4 protein-coding genes are annotated in these 19,079 nt (G+C 65.1%); all 4 read right to left on the bottom strand.

Annotation, left to right across the window (positions count from 1 at the left end):
* Positions 1–6 precede the first annotated feature (6 nt).
* Complete coding sequence (locus BGP00_RS03330; protein ID WP_246869853.1) at positions 7–1,215, bottom strand: HlyD family efflux transporter periplasmic adaptor subunit; 1,209 nt, start codon at positions 1,213–1,215, stop codon at positions 7–9.
* A 4-nt stretch (positions 1,216–1,219) separates the two neighbouring features.
* Positions 1,220–3,325: an ATP-binding cassette domain-containing protein gene (locus BGP00_RS03325; RefSeq protein ID WP_292921929.1), complete on the bottom strand. Its 2,106-nt coding sequence runs from the start codon at positions 3,323–3,325 to the stop codon at positions 1,220–1,222.
* A complete protein-coding gene (locus BGP00_RS03320; protein WP_292921928.1) occupies positions 3,322–4,710 on the bottom strand; it encodes a TolC family protein in 1,389 nt (462 codons plus the stop codon). Before BGP00_RS03320 ends, BGP00_RS03325 begins: the two co-directional genes overlap by 4 nt.
* Positions 4,711–5,136: 426 nt before the next feature.
* Positions 5,137–19,011: a hypothetical protein gene (locus tag BGP00_RS03315; protein WP_292925701.1), complete on the bottom strand. Its 13,875-nt coding sequence runs from the start codon at positions 19,009–19,011 to the stop codon at positions 5,137–5,139.
* Between the last annotated feature and the right edge of the window lie 68 nt (positions 19,012–19,079).

The following is a 19,079-nucleotide window of genomic DNA, read 5'->3' as shown; positions in this document are numbered from 1 at the left end:
GCGGGCCTAATGCTCTCCCATCGCGCCCGCCACGGTCTTGATGATCGGTTTTAGCAGATAGCGCAGCACGGTGTTGCTGCCGGTCTTGATTTCGACCGTGGCGGTCATGCCGGGCTGGATGGCGATGGGCTCGCCGGGGCGGCGGACCATGCTGCGCGTGTCCACCCGGACGTGGACGCGGTAGAACACGCGATCCTGCCCCGCCCCCGCGCCATTTTCGGTCAGCGTGTCGGGGCTGATATAGGTCACCTTGCCCTCGGCCGAACCGAAAATGCTGGAATCATAGGCGTCGAATTTGACCGAGGCGCTTTGTCCGGTGCGGACATAGGCGATGTCGGTGGGTGAAACCTTGGCCTCGACGATCAGCTCCTGCCCGGTCGGCACGATCTGTAACACTTCATCGCCCGGACGCAGCACGCCGCCGATGGTGGTGAGATGAACGTTCTTCACAATGCCGTCGGTGGGCGCGACAAATTGCGTTTCGCCCAGCGAGGCGCGCCGCTGCGTCAATATCTCGCGCGCGGTCACCAGTTCCTCGTTGCTCTTGGCGTAATCGGTCTGAAGCTCCTGATAATAGCGGTTGCGCAGATTGGCGATCTGGCTCTGAATATCGCTCTGCTGCCGCTCCAGCCGCAGGATTTCGGACCGGCTGACATCGCCCTGACGCAGCAGGGGCCGGTTCATCTCCAATTCGCGCGTGGCCAAATCGAGCTGATGCTGGAGCGCGGCGACCTGATCGGTAAAGGCCATCCGCCGCTTGGCGAAAAGCGCGCGTTGGCTGGCGACAAGGTTGGGGAATTTCTCCGCCTCGCCGCCAAAAGCCAGCGGGCGGTCGAACAATTCGGCATTGATGCGCGCCTGCTGCGCCTCCAGCCCGCCGACCTTGGCCGCGCCTTCGTCCACCGCTGCGCGCACCTTGACCTGATCCAGCGTGACCAGCTTCTGTCCCTTGCGCACGCTGTCGCCCTCGCGCACGAGAATTTCGCTGATGACGCCGCCGTCGGTGGTCTGCACCACCTGCACGCGCCCTGCCGGGATCACCTGCCCGGTGGCGCGGCTGATCTGGTCGAGATGGGCCACGCTCGCCCATCCGATCGCGCCCGCCAGCGTGGCCACCGAAAGCCAGATCACCCGGCTGCCGCGCGGACGCTTGCCCGAACCGGGCATCTTGGCATGGCTGGTGCCGGTCAGGCGCAGATTGCCGCCGCTTGCCATGGCTTTATTCCTTATCCTGTTGGGGAGATTGTCCCGGCACTTCGCGATTGGCGGCGGGGGCCGGTTTGGGGCGCAACTGGTTCAGCACATCGGCCGTCTTGCCATCCAGCGCCAGACGCCCGTCGATCACCACCAGCACCCGGTCGACAAAGGAGAGCAATTGCGGCTTGTGGGTGACCATCACCACGGTCTTGCCCGCGAAATGGCCGAAGATCTGTTGCAGCGCGCGCAATTCCGTTTCCGGGTCCAGATTGGCCGTCGGCTCGTCCAGCAGCAGGATCGAAGGGTCGGTCAGCAACAGCCGCGTCAGCCCCACCAGCGCCCTTTGCCCCCCCGACAGGCCAAAGCCGCCCTCCGAAATCGGCAGGTCCAGCCCCATCGGGTGCTGGCGCAGCAATTCGGAGAGGCCAGTGCGCTGCGCCGCGGCCAGCAGGCGCTCGTCATTGGGATTGGCGATGCCCAGCGCCAGATTGTCGCGCAGCGATCCGCTGAGCAGATCAAAGGATTGCGGCAGATAGATCAGTTGCCGCCGCAGATCGTCCTCGGCCACTTGCGAGATTTCCACCCCGTCCAGCGTGACCTGCCCCACGGCGGGGGCATAAAGCCCGGCCATCACCTTGAGCAGCGTAGATTTGCCCGACCCGACCGAGCCGATGATGCCCACCTTCTCGCCCCGGTTGATGAACAGGCCGGGGATGTCCACCCCCGAACGCGCGCCGGGATAGGCGAATTGCACATTGGCCAGACGCATCCCTGCCTGCACCGGTCCCATGCGCAGCATTTGCCGGTCATGGGGATGGTCGCTGGGCAGGCGCAGGATCGAATCGAGCGCCTGAAGCGAGGAGCGCGCATAGCTCCATTGCACAATCAGATTGGGCAGCGCGGCCACCAGCGGCCCGTTGATCCGCCCGTTGATGATGGTGCAGGCGATCAGCCCGCCCATCGTCAGCCGGTGATCGGCCACCTCATAAACGCCCAGCACGATGATCCCGACATAGGCCACCTGTTGCAGCACATTGAACGTGCTGCCCGACAGGGTGGACCAGCGGCGCACCTGATTGTCATGGCGATGCACGGTATCGACCAGCCGGTTCCACCCGGCCAGCATGTGCCAGCCCCCCAGATTGGCCTTGATCGTTTCCGCCGCGCCCAGCGCCTCGACCAGCAAGCCGTTCTTGCGATTGCCCGATACTTGCGACTTATGCGCGTCTTCGCGGATCATGCGCGAAAACAGCATGGCCGCGCCGATCGCCAGCGGAAAGGTCAGCGCCGGAATAATCACCACCGACCCGCCGATGCCATACATCACCACCATGAACAGCAGCGCAAAGGGCAGATCGGCCAGAATGAACAGCGAGGCCGAGGCCATCACCGCGCGTACCTGCTCCAGCCCGCGCAATTGCGCCGCCATTGTGCCGACGCCCGGCGGGCGGGCATCCAGCCGCACCGATTGCATCCGGGCGAAGAAATATTCCGACACTTCGGCGTCGATGCTGGACGCTTCCTCGTCGATCAGAAAGGCGCGCGTGTTGCGGATCAGGAAATCGACCAGCAGCGCAAAAGCCATGCCCGCCGTCAGCACCCAGAGCGTATCAAAACCCGCGCGCGGGATCACGCGGTCATAGACCTGCATCGAATAGATCGAGGTGATGAGCGCCAGCACATTGATGACCACCGTGGCCGCCGTGGCGTCGACAATCATCCGCCGTCGCCCCAGAATGGCCGCGCGAAACACCGCAAAGGCCGACTGGTGATTTTCCGCGCCCGCTGCGTCGGGAAAGGAGAGCTGAACCAGCCGCAAACCCGGCGCCCATTCCACCTCGGCCAGTCCGCTGGCGGTGATGGCGCGGATATGGTCGGGCCCTTGCCATTGTTCGGCCATGGCCCAGCCAAGCTGGTTCACATAGACCAGCATCGGGAAATCCTGAGGTCCGGGCCGCGTTTCCAAGGCCACGGGCGCATCCCATCCGGCCATTTCGCTCAGCCGCCACGGCGCCTCGGGATCGTCCAGCGCAAGGTCGATGGTGACGGCCGATTGCCAATCCGGCGCAAGGCGAATGCCCCGCCGGCGGGCCAGCGCAGCGGCCAGATCGAGCAGGGGAAGCGTCACTTGTGTCGTCCTTCTTCGTTGGTATTCGTCTCATTGCTGCGCAGCAAAATCCGCATCGCCGCCGCCGAGGCGCTGTAACGCACGTCGATCGCGTCCAGATCGGCTGTCATCGCCTCGCGCACGGCGTTCATCACATCGAGCCATGTGCGCCGACCGCTGACGAACTGGCGGACATAGCTCTCGGTGATCTTGTGGCTGTCTCCGGCCAGCGCCCTTGCCCCTGCATCGCGCGCCCGCGCGCTGGCATATTCGATCAGATCATTGCTGGCCGTGGCCTTGAGATCCTGCGCCACCGAGGGGGCCTGAAGCTCGCTGGCCTGTTCGCGCAGGCGGGCCGCATGGGTGGCAAAGATTTCCGAAAAGCCCCCCGTGGTCTGCATCCGCACCGACAGGCCCACGCGGTGTTTGTAAATCTCGTCATACGTATAGGAGGCAAAGAGGCCCGGCAGGCGCGAGGCGGCGGTGATCCGCGCATCATCGCGCGCCACTTGCGCCTCGGCCTGAACCCGGCGGCGCTGGGGGCTGGCCGCGATCATCCGCTCGGTCAGCGCGGGCAGCTCCCAATGCGGCCATGCGGTGGGTTCGGCAAAGCCGGGGGCCAGCACGATATCATCGCGCACCACCAGCCCGGACAGACGCCCCAGGGCGCTGGCCCTTTGCGCGCGGACCAGATCGAGCTGCTGCGCCACCTGCAACCGGCGCGAATTGGCCAGTTTCAAATCGGCCTCGGGGCTGACCTCCTGCGCCACACGGCGGCGCATCGAGGCCACCATGTCATCCATCACCGCCAGAATGCCGACCAGCACCTGTTCATGCTCGCCCAGCCGTTTGGCGTCATGATAGGACTGGTTCACCTCCAGTTCGAGGTCGAGCACGGTTTCGGCCAGACGATAGAATTGCGCCTGCCGACTGGCCTTGGCCCGGTCGATGGTGGCGGGAATCCGCCCGTTGGTCCACAGCGGCAGATCGACATTGGCCGTCACCTGACGGCTGAGCAAAATGGCGCCATATTGGTTGAACTGGATCGACATGGTGGGCAACCGGCTGAGCCGCGCCGCCGTCACATCCACTCCCGCCGCGCGCAGCGATGCCCGCTGGGAAGCGACCGAGGGATGATGGCGCACCGCCTCCTCGATCAGCCCGGTCAATTCGGGATTGAAGGCCAGAGCGGGCGTGGTTTCCTCGGGCAGCGCGATGCGGTTTGACGCCGCCGCGCCGGGGCCGGGTTGTTCGACCAAGGGCATTTCGGGCTCAGCCACGGTTTCGGGGGCGGGCGGGCCATAGACGGGCGGGCCATGGACAGGCGGGGGCTGATCCGCAGCCGGTTGCGATGCCGAAGCGGCGGCGCTCCCCATGACGCCCGCCGCAATCAGCCAACCGGCCATCCCAAAACGCAGGGCCGCCCTATATCCCTGTCCGGGCCACCGCGTCGTCGCGCATGGCCGCTTTGCCTTTCCCACTTGCCCCATCCCCTCATGTGCGCCCGCGACCGATCCCGAACGGGTCGCAAGATCCGGTAATGTCTGAAATTCGCGCTTTCCCATGGCTTTCAGGCGGTTCCTGAATGTGTGCCCCCGGGCCTTGTTCAAGTGAAGCCGCGAATGGTCGAGAATGGCGCAACCCGTTTGGGCGGATGTTTGGCATTAAGATAATGATTCAACACAATTTCATATGCCTTGAAGGGAGGCCGGGGGCAGGGCGGGGTCGGGCCATGTCCAACGGTTTTCGTTCCATATTCCGCCCCGATGCCATGCCTGAGACGCAACAGGGGCGACGACGCGCCATGCGCCGCCGCCCCTGTTGCGTCTGGATCAGCCGATGACGTTGGCGCTGGTCATCGCCGCGATCTGCGTCTGGGTCAGACCGTGCAGCACGCCGATCTCGGTCAATTCGGCGGCGTGGACATAGCCATTGCTGCCATTGGCCGCCTGCCAGTGCCAGACGCCGAAATTGACCGCAGGCGCGCCGCTGCCGCTGTCATTCGGATCGGCCAGGGCAACGATGAACACCGCATCGGTGTTGCCAACAGCGGCCAGCGCCTTGTTGAGCAGGTTGCTGCCCGCGCCGAACACCGAGGCCACGCCCGAAGCATCCGCGCCGAAGCTGTCGGTCACCACGACGACTTCCTGAGCCAGCGTGGAGGGCACCGCGCCCAGACTGATCGCCGAGACATCGCCCGCGCCATTATGCGCGGTGTGCGAGGACAGGGCCGAGAAGTTCAGGATATCGTGGCCCATGCCCGACCCGGTGGTAAAACCGGAAATCGAGAAATCGACCGTATGCCCATTGCTGCCCGCCAGCGTCGAGAAGGCGATCGTATCGGTGCCGCCCTTGGCGCTGGTGCTGCCGGTCAGGTCGATCGTGTCGCCATAACCGCCGCCCGCGAATGTGTCATTGTTGTTGGTGCCATAAAGCGTTTCGGCCCCGCTGTGATAGGTGGCCGCATCGTCGCGGATGTAGAGGCCGCCCGTGCCGGTGAAGCGCGACCAGCTCATGCCGCTGACCTGATCGGCCGAGACGGTGAGCTGCCCGGTGGTGTAATCCAGCCCGACATGGCTGAACACGTTGAGCAGCGTGTGATTGCCCCCGCTGATCGCATCGGCCATGTTGGCCGCGCCATTGACGGTCAGCAGGCTGTTGACGCTGGCGTCGATCCCGCTGAAGTCATGATAGGCGGTCGGCGTGGTGGCCATCACGGTCAAGGCGCCGCCATTGCCGCCGGCGGCAAAGGCATGGCCATCGGCCTGATTGTCATTCATCAACAGCGCGTGATCGGTCAGATCGCTCCACAACCCGCTGAAGCTGGTGCCGCTGTAATGCGTCAGGTCCAGCGTGCCGACGGTCACATGGCTCAGATCCAGCGTGCCGCCCGAGGCGCCCGTCACCGCCAGCTTGCCGCCGGTGACGGTATAGGTGCCGGTTTGGGCGTCATAGCTGTACACATGGCCCGCGTCATAGATCGTGCGGCCCGAGACATAGGCATAGCCCGAGGTCAGCGTCTGGCTGTTTTCCACCTTGATCTGCATCGTGGTGGGCATCAGCCCGGCCCCGCCCGCCACCAGCGTGGTGCTGGCCTGAACATCCAGCGTCGAGGAGAGGCCGGTGTTGGCGATGTAGTAGCCGGGCGTCTGGGCGCTGTCGGTCCAGTTGACGGTGGTGACCGCCTGCGTGGCGTTCAGCCAGAGCGCGCCGGTGCCGCTGATCTTCATCGCGCCCGCCGCATCGAACTGTTCGGCCAGCATGGTCAGCGTGCCCGCCACCGAGATGGCATTGGCGGTGACATCGGCGGTATCGACGAAGGAGACCGTCGACCCCACGATCCCGGTCAGATTGACCGACAGGCCTGAGGCGATATTGCCGCGCACATCCAGGATGCTGTCGCTCTGGCCGTTCAGGATCACGCGGCCCGTGCCATTGGCGCTGAGCGAGGCGAGCTGGGCGGCATTGACCTTGACGGTCTGCTGCGCGCGCAATGTGCCAAGCGCCAGCTTGCCCTGGCCATCCGAAAGCGCGCCATTGCCATCCACGGCCAGACCGGAAAGCCCCGTCAGATCGAGATTGGCCGAAATGCCCGACAGATCGACCGTGGCCGAATTGGCGCCCGGCAGGGTCGAGAGCGTGCCATTGTCATTGTCCGCCAGCACCACGGCCGCGCCGTCAAAGCGGCTGCCCGCGCTGCCCGCGTTATTATAGGCCGCCGCGCTGGTGCCGTCGCCGGTGATGGTCAGGCCGCTGGCCTGGCCGCCCTTGATGACAAGCTGGGCGCTGGAACCGGCAATCGACAGATCGGCATTGGCGTTGTCGGCAAAGGAGACCGCGATGCCATCCTGCACATGGGTCAGATCGACCGTGCCGGTGATGTCGGACATGTCGCCCTGAATGTCGATCGTGCCGCCGCCATTCTGCGCCGCCTTGGTCAGCGCCAGTTGCCCGGTCATTTCGCGCGCCGTCACGCTCAGAGTCTGTCCGGCGACCAGCGCGGGCAGATCGACCAGCTTGGTCGCGTCCGTGCCGTCGGCGAACTTGCCGCTGCCGTTGATCGTCAGGCCCGCCAGCACATTGGTGGTGGACAGGGCCGTCAGGTCCAGATTGGCGGTGATGCCGCTCAGGTCGGCCGTGTGGGCGGTGGCCATCTGTTGCAGGGCGCTGGTGTCGGCCGTGCTGATCTGCGGCACAGTGCCGGTGATCCCGGCATAGACCGTGCCCGCGCCATTGATGGTCTGGTGGTCGAGCTGGTCGATGCGCCCGACAAGCTGGCCCGAGGCATTGACCGTGGTCTGGCCAAGGCCGGTTTCGCTGCCGTCCCGGAAGCTGACGGCAACGCTCTTGGCCACATTGGTCAGCACGACATGGGTGTTCACCGTGCCCTGAATGTCAAGGAGCGAGCGGTTCGCGCCATTGACCGTGCCCGACAGGTTGAACCCGTTGTTGCCCGCCAATTGGTCGGCATTGACCGTCAGGCTCTGGGTCGCGCCCAGCGTGGGCAGCAGCAGTTCATAGCCGCCGTTGCCCAGCGTATAGCCCGCCGTATAGTTGATCCAGCTATTGCCTTCGCGATAGTTGATCACTGTGCCGCCGCGTGTGCCGTCCTGCGCGATGCCGCCGGTGCTGCTGTCGCTGCCCAGCGACGTCAGGTCGATATTGGCCGTGACCGAGATCAGATCGACATTGCCGAATTCATTGACATAGGCATCGGTCCCCGCCGCCAGCGCCAGAGTGCCCGCGCCCGAGATGTTGATATTGTTGTAGACCTGATCCGGGCGCAGCGTGAGCGTAACGCCGGTGCTGACCGCCGTGCCGCTGTAGGCCGACCAGTTGTCCCAGTTGGAGGGATAGGACTGACCATGCGCCAGGTTGCGGATATTGGTGGCGTTCGAGCCGAAATAGACCGCAAAATCGGTATTGAGCGCGGTCAGGTCGAGATTGGCCGCAATATTGCCTTCCACCCCGACAAAGCCGCTGCCGTTCAGCGTGAAGCCGGTGCCGCCGCTCAACTGGCTTGCATTGACGATCAGCCCGTTCGACCCGTCAAAGCCGGGCAGCGTGATCGCATAAGTGCCGTTGGTGAACTGGCCCAGCCCCGCGTTCCAGGTGATCGCGGCCGCGCCATTGGGCAGATAGGACGAACCCGCCGCGCCATACGAAATGTCAATGTCGACATGGCCATAAATATTGGGCAGCGTCAGATTGAAGCCGGCAGGATCATTGACCGTGTTGGTCAGATCGGCATTGGCGGTCAGCGTGTTGATGCCCACCACACCATAGCCGCTGCCGTTCCAGCGATAGCCGTTATATTGCGTGTCGAAATAGACGCCGCTGGCCACAGCGCCGTCCATGACCACATTGACGCCATCGTCGATCAGCACCGTGGCCGAACCGAAGCTGCCCGCATAGTTCAGGACGGTGCCCTGACGGCTGCCGAAATTGAGCGTGACCAACGAGGCGTTGATCTGCGAGAAGTCGCCATTGACCAGCCCGTTGCTGAGCAGATCCTCGACATGGGCGATCAGCACCTTGGCGCCTACCGCATTCCCGCCTTCGTCCAGCATCAGCGAACCATTGCTGTAATTGCGCGTGTCGAGCGAAAGATCGGTGGCGTCGCGCGAATAGATCGTGACGGTCTGATCGGCATTCCACGTCTGCGGCAGATAGGCCGAGAGCGTGTTATACGTGCCCGAAATCGAATTGGCGATCGTGGTCTTTTGCCCGCCGGTCAGCGCGTTGAAGCCCACCGTGATCGAGCCGTTGTTGGTGACCGGATTGCCCTGACCGTTCAGCCCGGTGACCAGCGCGACATTGTGGTCATAGGCATAGGCCAGATCGATGCTGGTGGTGATATGCGACAGGTCGATGGCATGGCTGGCATCGCCCAGCGCGCCATAGACGCGCACCACATTCGAGCCATCGCCCAGAATGTAATTGCCGTCGAGCTGGTTGCCGATCACCTCCATGGTCGACTGATCCGAGAGGGTGATCGAACCCTTGCCGGTCGAGCGGGCGTCCTCGGTATCATCGCCGCCATAGGGATTGGCCACGATGCCGTCCCAGAAGCTGAGACCTGAGGTAATGCCCAACAGCGAGAGGTCGCTGCCATCGACATTGCCCACGACATAGGTCGTGCCCGAGCCCGAAACCGAATGCCAGTTGGCCTGATCGGCGCGCAGCACCAGCTCGTTGCCGCTGCCCAGATAGAGCTGGCCGTAATTCCAGCCATTGGTGTAGGACAGGGTGTTGAGCTCGTTGCGGGCGATGGTGGTGGGCGTGTTGAGCGCGGTATAGGCCGTCACATCGCGCGAGGTCAGCGAAGTGTCCTCAAAGGACAGGGTCGACTGGATATGCGTGAGGTCGACCAGCGCGTTGGCGCCATCGGCCACATCGCCGCCGATATTGACCGTGCCGCCGCTGGTGAACAGGCCATTGGCCTGCGTGGCGGTCAGGCGCAGCCAGTTGTCGCCATTGATGCCCAACTGATTGGAATCATCGACCGAATTGGTGAAACTCATGGGTGTCATCACATGGGTCAGATCGACCCAGCCCGAGACGATATTGCCCGAGATCACCACCGCGCCGCTGCCCGAGACGGTATGGCCGCTGGCCTCCAGCCCGGTCATGGTCAGCACCGCATTGTTGGCCAGCGTGAAGAGATCGACCGGCACATAGGCCAGCGGATCGGCCGCCGCCGACAGGTCGGTGTCCTGACCCACGGTGACGTTCAACTGCGCCGCCGTACCGCCCACGGTCGAGAAGCCGCCATCCGACAGCGTCAGCGTGCTGGGCGTGGTCAGCGCGCCATCCGGGCCCGCCGTGCGGCCCGAAGGCGTGTAGAGATAGATCGAGAGCGTCTCGCCCTCCACCATCGTCACCGTATAGGTCGTCGAACCCGAAGCGCTGTTCCAGCCAACCACCTGATTGTTGCCGCCATTGACGTTGGTGGTCACATAATAGCGGTCGCTGTCGGGATTATAGGTGTGGGTGCCATAGGCGTCGGTATAGCTGTAGGCGCCGTGGTAATTGTTCTGGAAATTGGCGGTGAACGTATAGGTGCCGGTGGCGGTGGCCGTGAACTGGAAGTTCTCGAAGGCGCCGTCGCTGTTGCCGCCGGTCAGCACGACGCCATTGTCGGTCGCCGCGATTTTGCCGGAAAGCCCCGCGTTTGCGCTCTGGAGCGCGCTGGCCCATGCCGCATTGGTGGCAAAGGCGGTGGAGAACACATGCGCCAGATCGGTCTGGTTTGACAGGTTGGTCGTGGCTGATGCCGCATAGGGCAGCTCGATCGTGGCATAGGCATTGCCGGTGATATACTGGTCGCTGGCCTGCTCGGCGCTCAGCGTCAGGACCGTCTGGGCCTGCGCCGTGCCCGAGACATTGACCGTGGCCAGACCGCCCGCATCCGCGCTGTCCAAGAAGGACAGGGCGATGGTGGCGGGCAGATAGGTGAGATCCAGCGAGCTGGAAATATCGCCTTGCAGATCGAGCGTACCGGTGCCGGTGATGGCCAGTTGCCCGGTCAGCTCGGCCATGGTCAGGCTCACCGTCTGGCCGGTCAGGACCGGCAGGGTGATGTAATGGCCATTGTCCACCAATTGCCCATGATGCGCCCCGGCGGCGGTTTCCACCGAGAGCAGAGCCTGCGTCAGGTCGATGCCGGAGCTGACCGAGGAGAGGTCGAGCGCGCCGGACAGATGCCCGCCATTGCCCCCGCCCAGCACGATCAGCGTGCCGGCACCCGTGATGGCATGGGCCGAAATCTGGGCGTCATGCGCGGTCAGATGCGCGCCCATGCCCAGCGCCACGGTGCCAAAGGCGCCGCTTTCGCCATTGTCCTTGAAGGACACGTCAATCGCCGTGCCCACGCCGGTCAAGTCGGTGTTGGCCGCAATATCGCCCGCCACCACCAGATGCCCGCTGCCCGCGACTGCGGCGGCCAGAGCCCCGGCCAGTTGCGCGGCATCGACATAGAGCGTCTGCGTGGCGGCCAGAGTAGGCAGCAGCACGCTGTAGGCTTCGCGCGTAACGGTGTTGCCCGCGCTGCTCACCAACTGGTTCAGCACGATGGTGTTGCGCGACGTGTTCGCATCCAGCGCCACGCCCTGCGCGCTCATGCCGCGCAGATCGATATTGGCGCTTACTCCGCTCAGATCGGTGCTGCCCGAGGTCAGCACCTTGGTCACGGTCCCCGTCACATGGTCGAGCAGGCCCGCATTGGCCGCGTTCACATGGGCGGCCGTGTCGCTGAGCGAGGCAAAGCTGACGCTGGCGTTCGGGCCTGCGGCGGCAAGGATTGCGCTGGCCTGCGCCACGGTGACTGTATCGGTCACGATGATCGCGGCGGCCCCGCCCAGGAAGGTTGCGCCATGGGCGGTAATCGCGGCGGCAACATTGGCTGCGCTGTCGCTCAGCGTGAAGAGCACCGGCGCCGAGACGCCATTGGCCGTGGCCAGACCATAGAGCGTATAGGCCTGTTCGGCGGTGGCGGCGGTGGTGACGGTGATCGTGCCGGTCACGCGGGCCGCAATGGCGCCGGTGATCTGCGCGGTCAGATTGGCGGCGGTATCGGCCACCGAGTAATAGATATGCGCGCCCGAATTGGCGCCCAGCCATGCCAGTTCGACACCTTGCGTGGCATTGGCCGCATTGGTGATATGCACCCCGCCCGAAAGACGCGCCAGATCGGCCACGCCCAGCGCGGTCACATGCGCCGCCGTGTCGGCAATGCTGAGCAGCAGATGGGTCTTTTCGGTGGTGGCATTGGGGAAGGAGCCGCCGCCGTTAAGGCCGTTGTAGAAGTTCTGCAGAATGGTCTGGGCCTGCGCGGCGGTGGCCGTGCCCGTGGCCGAGATCACCGCATTGGCGGTCAGCTTCGTATAGGAGCCCGCCCCCATGGTCATCAGATGGGCGACCGTGTCGGAGACGAAATCCACGCTCTGCGATGCCGCCGAACCCAGCGCCGACACCGCCACGCCCGAGGTCAGCGTGACCCCGCCGACACTGTCGAGGAAACGGGCATTGGCGGTGATGGCCGAGGCGATGTTGGCCGCGCTGTCGCCCACCATGTCGATGGTCAGGCCGTGCAGCCCTGCGGCCTCCAGCGTGGCGGCATTGGCCGCGCTGGTGCTGCCCGTCACTTCCACGGTGGTTGCATCGGTCAGGAAGGTCCAGTTGCCGTCCGTCGTATGGCGCGCCACCAGGGCGGCCGCCGTATCGGCCACATTGTAATGGACCAGCGCGCCATAGGTCGCCGCAAAGGCGGATGCCTGCGCCGCATTGGCGGTGCCGGTGACGGTGATCGAGCCGCCGCCAAAGGCCAGTGCCGCCTGCAGATCCGTCGCCGCACCATTGCCCAGCGCCGCCAGAGCCGAAGCGCTGTCGGAAACGGTGAAGGTGATGCCGTTCCAGTTCTGGCCGTCGACCTGCTGCTGGTTATTGGCCTGATAGGTCAGATTGGCCGTCACCAGCGCGGCGGCATCGGCCAGCGAGACCGGATCGGTGATCGTGATCGTCCCGCCATTGACCGAGGCGCGCTCGACCGCCTGATCCACCAGCCATTGCGGCGCGGCGGCAAAGTGGGCCAGCGTGTCGGCCACCGAGAAAGTGGCCATGCCCGAGCGGAAGAAGTTGATGTTATACAGCACGCCCACATCGGCCAGCGTGGCGGCGGTGGTTGCCGTCACCGTGCCATGCACGCTGTAGAGGAAGCCGTTGTTCGCCCAATCCAGCGTGGCCAGATTGGCCGCCGTATCGACCAGATTGCCCAGGATCGCGGCATTGGCATTGCTGCCCAGCGCGGCCGAAACATCGGCGGCCGTCAGCACCGGCGCGGCGGCGGCATCGGCCAGCGTGATCGTGCTGGCCGCATCCAGCGTGGCGACGGTCTGTCCGTCGAGTTGTCCGGCCGTGGCGGTCAGATGCGCGCCATGGTCCATGGTCAGCGTGCCGCCGTCGAACAGGATCGTGTTGCTCGCGGCAATCCCGGTCAGGTTGATCGACTGGTCATCCAGCGTGCCGGTCACTTCGACCGTGCCGCTGCCCAGCACCTGAAGGGGCATATCGCCGTCAAGCTGCGCGGTGGTCAGCACCAGCGTCTGGCCATTGGCCAGCACCGGCAGGGTCAGCGCCAGCGTGCCGGTCGCATCGACCAGATGGTCGAGCGCGGCCCCGCCGCCCACATGCAGGCCGGTAAACTGGGTCAGGTCAATCGTGGTTGCCGAAACATGGCTGAGATCGGCCACCAGCGAGGAGGAATGGGCGGTATCGTCCACCACGACCAGATGGCCGCTGCCGGTGATCGTCTGGCCCGAGGCATGGAGCGCCTTGACCGTCAGGGTCAGGCCGGTGCCAATGTCGATGGCATTGTCGATATTGTCCTGCAGCGACAGGTGCAGCGTATCGGCCAGACCCGAAAGGTCGAGCGAGACACTGGCCACATCGCCGCGAACATCGGCCGTGCCGCTGCCCGAAAGTGCCAGCGCGCCGCCGCCCAGTTGGTCGGCATTGACCAGCAGGGTCTGGCTCGAAACCAGCGTGGGCAGGGTGAGGGCATAGGAGGCCGTGGTGGCATCCTCCAGAACGCCGCCCGCCACATGCAGGTTGGTGATGCCCGTCAGGTCGATAGTGGCCGCCACCGCGCCCAGATTGGCCGCCGAGGTCAGCGCGCTGGCCGCGCCCCCGCGACCCAGCACGATCAGCACGCCCGAGGCATTGTGGCCGGTGTCGGCCAGGATCGTCTGGCCGGTCAACTGGTCGCTGGCCATGGTCAGGCTGCGGCTGTCGGCAACGGTGATCTGCGCGCCCGATTGCGGGTCGGATGCATCGGCAAAGCTGATGGCAATCCCTGCAGCAATCGCGGTCAGGTTGGTATTGGCCGCGACATCGCCCTGAACATCGACCGTGCCCGCGCTGCCGAGAACGCTGAGCGTATCGGCCTGCGCGGCGGTCAGCGCCAGCGTGAGGCCTGCACTCATCGTGGGCAGGGTGACGGTGGCGCTGCCTTCGGTCAATTGCCCGCTGGTGACGGTGAGCGCGCTGTCATGGGTGAAGTCGATGGTCGCCGGCAGCACGTTGGAGAGATCGGTGCTGGCCGAAACGCTGGTGATGTCCACGGTGCCATTGCCGTCCACGCTGCGTCCATCGAGCAGATGCGCGTCGAGGCTGAGCGTATAGGTCGCGCCATTTGCACCGGTGATGAAATGCACCGAGGCATTGGCCGCGCTGCTGAACGTGCCGGTGAAGGTCGCGTTGGCGTCGATGATCGCGGTCACATGGCCGCTGGTCGAGGTGATGGTGGACAGGTCCGAGGCCGCATTCGAGGCGATGTCGACAATGCGCGCATCGCCCGCGCCCACATCCAGCGTCACCCCGTTGACCTGCGCATAGGACATGATCAGCGCTTGCCCCGCCACCCAGGTGGGCAGCGTCAGGTTGGTGACCGTGCCCGACGTGGCGTGCGAGAGGTCGAGGCTGGCGCCCACGGCGCTGAAATCCTGGTTGGTGAAACCGCCGGTGATGCTCAGCACGCCCCGGCTCTGGCCCAGACCGCCGTTGACCGCGCCCGCCAGAACGCTGGCGCCCGCAAAGCGCGCCGCGCTGCCGCTCAGCGTCACGTCATGGTCGATGGTGACCACCGCATTGCCCAGCGTGCCGGTGAAGGTGGCGTCCTGCGTCACCTCCCAGTTCACATTGGCGACGGTCAGGTTCGACAGGTCGGCCGTGACCGCGCCGCCGCCGACCAGATCCACCGTGCCCGCACCCGTGATGGTCAGGCCGCTGGCGGCATTGACCGGCATGGTCAGCGTAGCGATGGCATCGACCGAAACCGGCGCGCCGTTGAGGTTGGCGCTGCTTAGCAAGGTGTTGCCCGTCACATGCACGGCCAGCGTGCCGGTGCCGGTGGTGTGGATGCCCGACATGTCGAGCGTGGCGCCCGGCCCGCTGGCGGGACCGTTGACCACCACGGTCAGGCTGGTGCCGCTGGGCACGGTCAGGTTATTGCCCGCGGCCGAGGAGGCGAAATCGGCCTCGGCGGTGTTGAGCACCAGCGCGGCAACGCCGGTGGGCGAAAGCGTGGGCAGATGGGCGATTGTGCCGCTATAGGCCGACAGATCGACCGTATGGGCGGTGATATGGCTGAAATCATCGCCGCCGTTCAGCGTGCCGGTGCCGGTGATGTTGACCGTGCCCGCGCCCGAAATGGTCTTGCCCGAGGCGACATCGCCGTCGATGGTCAGCGTGGCCCCGCTTTGCACCACAATCGGGAAATTGGCGAGGTTCGAGCCCGAAGGCACCGTGGCGCTCGTGCCGGTGGGCACCACCAGCGAGACCGACAGATGGCTGGTGTCGATATGGCTCAGATCCATCGTGGCCGCGCTGTTGACCAGAATGTTGAGCGCGCCGGTGCCGGTGATGGTGGCCCCGTTCACCTCGGCCTGATTGAGGATCAGCGTATGGCCCGCCGGGATCGAGGCGGGCAGGGTGATCGTATGCCCGTTGGGGTTGATGCCCGACAGATCGACCGTGGTGGCGGTCAGGTTCGAATAGTCTTCATTGCCGGTGGCCGTGCCGACGACCTTGACCTCGCCGGTGCCGGAAATGGCGATATGGCTGGCCTGATCGGCGGTCATCGTCAGCGTAACGGGCGGGTTGCCGCCGCCGACATTGTTGACGGTGATGCTGCTGCCCGGAATGGCGGCGATATGGGCCAGATCGGCGGTGATCTGCGAAGGGTTGCTGGCGCCGGTCAGATCAGCGTTCTGGCCGATGGACAGGCTGATCGGGGCGGTAACCTGGGTGATGTCCACCGCGTCGCCCTGCGAGTTGACCAGACCGGTCAGTTGCAGCACACCGCCATTGGTGGCGCCCATCACAAGCGGCGCACCCGGCCCGGAGATCTCGTCGGGCGAGAGGCCAAGCGTGTTGCCGTTGAGCGTCTGGGGCAGGTTGAGATGGTTGCCCTGGCTGTCCTGCAGGTAATAATGGCCCGCGCCGTCGCTGCCCAGGCTCAGGCCCGCTGCCGCGCTCATGTCGATATTGTACGAGGCATTGGTCAGGAAGCTGGAGGAGATCGGCGTGCCGTTCTGCGTGCCGTCGGTGGTCAGATAGGTCTGGCCGCCCGTGGTGTTGAAGATCGGCGTGACCAGACCCGCCTGCGACCCGTTGCCGCCCGATGCCGTGGAGACATGCGAAAGGCCCAGCAGGCGCAGGAAGTCGATCTGCAGATTGTCGTTGATGCCGATGTTGACGCCGGTGACATTGGTGAAATTGATGTTCTGCGTCAGCGTGTTGTTGCTGCTGCTGGTGACCACCACGGTGCCGCTGGCCGGATCGGGGGCATTGGTGATGTTGATGATCGTGCCGCCGCTGGCGCCGTTGAAATTGTGCAGCTTGTTGAGCTGGGTGGCCGAGAGCGTGACCGAGGAGGGCGAACCGGCGAAGGCTTCGAGGTCATAGCTGTTGAGATCGCCGCCCAGCGCGATGTTCGAAATATCGACCGAGCCGATGATGACCAGCGTTTCGGTGCCGTGCTGGTTGTTGCCATAGGTGGCGTAATTGATCGACGAACCCGCGCCATAGGCGGTGGGCAGATAGCTGCCGTCGTTCAGATCGTCGGTAAAGACAAAGGTGTTGTTGCCCGAACCGGCGTTGATCGTGACCCTGCCGCCCTGATCGACGCCATTGCCGTCGACACTCACCCCATCGGGCGCAGGCATATAGAGCATCAGGCTGTAGCTGCTGCCCAGACCCGCGCCATTATAGGTCAGGTTGGTCGAGAAGGGCACATTGGTCAGATCGACGGTCTGATTGCCGAAGGTCAGGCCCGCGACATTCAGGTTCGTGACCAGATCATGCGCGTCAAAGTTGAGCGAACCGACCTGCGAAGCGGTGGCGTTGATCGTCTCGATGGTGACCGTGCCGCCGTTATGGGCGCCCAGCAAGGAACGCGCCACCGCCAGCGAGGCGCTGCCCGTCAGCACAATATTGCCCGCCTTGCCAAGGAAGCTCTGGCCATAGGTGGCGATGGTCGAGGCGTAATGGGCCGAGGTGTCGGCAATGTCATAGGCCAGCGAAAGCGTCGAGCGGCCAAGGGCGGCGGCCTGCGCGGCGCTGGCGTAATCGGCGATGGAGCCGTCGGCGATCGCCACGCTGCCCACGCCCGTCAGGCTGAGCGTGCCGGCCAGCACGGCAGCGCCAATGTCGGCCGAGGTGTCGGTGATGCCAAGGATCGAGACATGGCCGGGCAGGGCGGCCTGAAGGGCGCTGGCCTGGGCAATGGTGGCGGTGTCGGTGGTGGAGAGCGCGCCCACATAGGTCAGGCTGAGCTGGCTTGCGCTCAGCGCGCTGGTGATCGAGGCGGCGCTGTCGGTAATGCCGGTGATATGGACATTGGCGTTGACGGCCTGAAGCTGTTCGGCCTCGGCCACGGTCAGCGTGCCCGACACATCAATGCGGGTGGCGGTGGAAAGGAAGGCCGCGCCGCCCTGATGGGCGATCACCGCCTCGATATTGGCGGCCGTGTCGCTGACCGCGCCCAACTGGACGCTGCCCGCCTTGCCTGCCGTAGCCAGATTGGCCAGATCGGCGGCCTGTTGCGCGCTGGCAAGGCCCGTGACGGTGATCGCGGTGATCGTGTCATGCGCGCCCAGCGGCAGGCCCAGAATCTGGGCAGGCGTGCCCGACACGGCATCAAGCAGCGTGACGCCCGCATTGGCGGCGGCCAGCACGGTGGCCACCTGATCGAGGCTGGCCCCGGACAGGGTGGCGGTGATGTTGGTGGCGCCCGACAGGATCGCCGGATTGGCCAGCGCCAGATGCGCGACAGTATCGCTCAGGCTGTAGCTGTTGAGCGCGGCATTGATCGGGGCGGCGTTGGCAATCGCGGCAATCGCGCTTTCCAGCCCGGTCACCTGCGCCACGGTCAGCGGGGCGGCGGCGGTGAAGCCGATGGACTTGGCATAGGCAAAGACATGCGCGTCGGCCGGATTCTGCGTTGCGGCCAGCAGGTTGGCGTAGGTGTCGACCAGCCGGTAGTTGGTGAGCAACTGGGCCGGATCGGAGACGAGCAGCGCCTCGGTATCGGCCACGGTCACCACCACGCCCGCGCCATGCAGCGCCGAGATCAGCGTGTTGAAGCTGCTCGTCACGCCATTGATGGCGTTGGCGATCTGGCTGGAAACGGAGGTGTTGCCCACCAGCGCCTGAAGGTCGGTGATCGCCGCGCTGATCGAGGCAATGTCCTGATAGGCGGCGCTGTTGTAATTGGTGCCCTGCAGCGCCGCGATCTGGGCGTTGAGCGAGGCGGTCTCGGTGTTGATCGCGCTTTCGATGCCCGCCCACAGGCCGGTGGCGGCCCCGCTGCCGTTGGTGGGATGGCCGATGGCGGTGCTGATCTGGGTGGAAACCGAGCCCGCGCCCGAACCGTTTAGCACATTGACCGCCGCCAGCAGGCCCGCGATGGAATTGAGCGTGGGCGTGCCACCATTGGTGCTGGAATCGTCGATGACCAGCGCAAGATTGGCATTTGTGCTGTTGATTTCGGTCTGGAGCGTGGCGGCTGCGGTGCTGATCGCGCTTTCGATACCCGCCCACAGGCCGGTGGCGGCGCCGCTGCCGTTGGTGGGGTGGCCGAGGGCGGCGGTGATCTGCCCGGCGACCGAATTGGCGCCCGCTCCGTTCAGCACATTGATCGCGGCCATCAGGCCCGCGATGGAATTGAGTGTGGGCGTGCCGCCATGGGTGCTGGAATCGTCGATGACCAGCGCAA

Origin of the sequence: Novosphingobium sp. 63-713, assembly GCF_001898925.1 — a bacterium.
Classification (GTDB): domain Bacteria; phylum Pseudomonadota; class Alphaproteobacteria; order Sphingomonadales; family Sphingomonadaceae; genus Novosphingobium.
Note: the sequence above shows the minus strand (reverse complement) of the source record. Positions and strands in the feature narration are given on the sequence as shown.

What these genes read in the sequence shown, in the direction of transcription:
- BGP00_RS03320 (WP_292921928.1), bottom strand. Translation starts at nt 4,710, where the DNA reads ATGGCCGGTTGGCTGATTGCGGCGGGCGTCATGGGGAGCGCCGCCGCT.
- BGP00_RS03315 (WP_292925701.1), bottom strand. Translation starts at nt 19,011, where the DNA reads ATGGCCGCGATCAATGTGCTGAACGGAGCGGGCGCCAATTCGGTCGCC.
- BGP00_RS03330 (WP_246869853.1), bottom strand. Translation starts at nt 1,215, where the DNA reads ATGGCAAGCGGCGGCAATCTGCGCCTGACCGGCACCAGCCATGCCAAG.